General features: G+C 58.6%; 2 protein-coding genes and 1 pseudogene. 2 read left to right on the top strand and 1 reads right to left on the bottom strand.

The features are described from left to right. Window positions 1–84 precede the first annotated feature (84 nt). A complete protein-coding gene (locus NW837_RS06045) occupies window positions 85–969 on the top strand; it encodes a hypothetical protein (protein WP_414329850.1) in 885 nt (294 codons plus the stop codon). A 221-nt stretch (window positions 970–1,190) separates the two neighbouring features. Here the strand turns inward: NW837_RS06045 and NW837_RS06040 are convergent, their stop codons facing one another. Beyond that, entirely contained in the window at window positions 1,191–1,778 is a 588-nt protein-coding gene (locus NW837_RS06040) for a hypothetical protein (RefSeq protein ID WP_414329849.1), read from the bottom strand. A gap of 307 nt (window positions 1,779–2,085) precedes the next feature. Here NW837_RS06040 and NW837_RS06035 point away from each other — a divergent pair. Next, window positions 2,086–2,477 (top strand): annotated as a pseudogene (locus NW837_RS06035) (hypothetical protein); the annotation flags it as partial.

The following is a 2,477-nucleotide window of genomic DNA, read 5'->3' as shown; positions in this document are numbered from 1 at the left end:
ATCCGTACTGAACATATTATACATTATTTTCAGTATAGTTGAGCTTATTATTGACTAGAGTCATGCTCTCTCCCGGTGGTCTCTATGCTGAAATCGCTGCCTGCTCGCCCATTGTCCTGCTTTCTTGTAGCCGGCCTGCTGTTGGCAGGGGGCGTTGCGTTTTTGGCCCCCCGTTGGTTCCCGGCTCTGGCCAACGAACAGGCTGTTCCTGAGGCCGAACTGGCGCTTCGGCCCCTCTTGCCTCCGGGATCCCGGATCCTCAGCTCGCGGCGATTGAGCGACACAGAAGCGGAAATTTGGGTGGAGTCTCGGGGGGGAACCAGCCCTGTGATCATGCGGCTGAATGCTGCAGGGACTTGGGAACAGGATATGAGCGCCACCTTGGCCCGCGGAGCCAGCCAGATGCAAGCTCTCGCCCGGCAACAAACGGTGAACTTGCCTGCCGGCTTTGGCCAGACCGCCCCCGATCAACCCCCGCCGCCGGTGCCCTCCCTTCTGCAGGCTACCCAAGCTGCCTCTAGCCTGATCCCGCCAGTGGATCGAGAGCAGGAAACCCAGCGGGCCTTGAGTGGGGCTGGCCGTGTGGATCCCTTTGTGCCCCAGAACATTCGCGCTCCTGAACCGCAGATTGTCCTGCCGCCCCTGCCTCCACCTCCGGTTTTGCCCCCTCCTGGCGACGGCAATGGAGCGCCTGTAGCAGTGGCCACCCCGATCCCAACGCCTACCCCCGACCCGGCTGCCTTTGCCCGCAGTGTACAGGTTTCCGGGATGATACAGATCGGCGGCGAGTCCTTTGCTCTGGTTTCTGGCCCAGGTGTCATTCCCGCTGTGGTGCAGGCCGGGCAAAACTACCAAACCGCCAAGGTGGCCGGAGTATCGGTGCCAGAGCGACGGGTTGTGCTCTCGGAAGGGGGAGAAACGGTCGTGAAGCAAATGGAAGACACCAGCGTGATTGTAGGTGCGCCCTAGCTTCAGCAGCAGCAAGACACCGACGGTAGAACGGGCTTATTCCAAGTAGCAGCCAACTAGCAGTAAAACAGTTGGCTGGCTTGATTCCCAACTCCCCCTTCCAGAGGGGCCGGGGGCAAGGGTCAGAGGCTACTTGAACGGGCTCGGAACAACCCTAGTTGGAAGATAGGAGTTGCCAGATCTCCAGATCCCGAGATCTTGGCGGCAAGGCCGAGAAGACTTCAAAAGCGGGGTTCGCTGCTGAGGCGGGAGGGCTGCTGTTTTAGGTAGCGCAAAAACTCCCGCAGCTCGGCGTCGCTGAGTTGGTGGCGAGATTTCTTCTGAAAGCGACGTTCCAAAAACTCTTGTCCTTCCTTGCGGCCCCAGCCAATGCGCTGCATCTCCACATCCGTTTGGGCAATGATGTCCGATAGGTCATCCCCATAGGCCGCCGGCTCACTTAGACCGGGCAGCTCTGGGGAACTTGGCTTTGCAGGGATCCCTATCGACTCGGGGGCTGGAGAAGCAGGGGAAGACTGAGCGTGTCCGTTGGCCAACTCAGGAGTTGGCAGATAAGGCACCCTGGCGGCAGCAGAATCCATGCCCAAACTCAAAGAGGAAGTGGGGCGACCAAATCCTGCGTGGTGGAGGGCGCGCTTCAAGGCAGCATCTTCCGCCTCTTCGACGGTGTTCGAGCCAGCCATGCCACTGCCCAAAACCGTGTTGTTCACCACCACCTGGGCTCTGACGATGTAGATCCCTTCTTCCACCCGCAACAGATCGGTGAGCAAGCTGCCCATGGGGTACCGCTCTCGAAAGTCTTGGATCATGTTGGCGTCAGAACCTGTTGCTGCTGAAGATCTGACTACAAGCTAGCCCGAAAGTTAACTTGGCATCCAGATCTCAATCCAATCCCACCCTCAATATCGACATTGAATTGATATAAAGCGAGAGATCTCAACAAGAGGGAGCTGTCCGAGCAGATAACATCCCGGCTGGTGAGGGTATGCTATGGCCAAGGAATCCAGTTATATTAAGCAAGCGTCAACCCACGTGGCTGGCTTGGAAAACCTGAATTATCAGCAGCTCAGCCTTGACTCTTAGCTCTATTGTCGGCGCCAAGACAGATGGGGGACTATGGCCAGCGATACCATCGGGGTCAGCTCAGCGAGTTTGGGACGGGCAGCCATTCGAGAGCGCAACTACGGCACTGCTTTGCAGTTGCTCCGGCGAGCTTATCGTGCGGATCCCAGCCCAGAGAATGCCCGTTGGCTGGCCACCGCCTACGAGGAGGCGGGTTACCTTCAATTGGCCGCTCTGTACCGAGAATTGGCCCAAGAGCGCAGGGAGACTCCCAAAGCGATTCAATTTCAGGCCCCCAAACCTCCCAGCACCCTTGAGGAGCTGAAGCAGCCATCTCCTGAACCGCCGGATCGCAAGACCATTCCCTTGCCGCAGCCGATCCCACGCCCAACCCCACCCGCATCTCCTCCGGATCAGCCAATTTGGGTTTACAAGCCCACCCCCAT

Source organism: Synechococcus sp. R6-10, assembly GCF_047461815.1.
Lineage (GTDB): Bacteria > Cyanobacteriota > Cyanobacteriia > Thermostichales > Thermostichaceae > Thermostichus.
Note: the sequence above shows the minus strand (reverse complement) of the source record. Positions and strands in the feature narration are given on the sequence as shown.

Coding starts and splice junctions, on each gene's coding strand:
- NW837_RS06040 (WP_414329849.1), bottom strand. CDS start 1,778: ATGATCCAAGACTTTCGAGAGCGGTACCCCATGGGCAGCTTGCTCACC.
- NW837_RS06045 (WP_414329850.1), top strand. CDS start 85: ATGCTGAAATCGCTGCCTGCTCGCCCATTGTCCTGCTTTCTTGTAGCC.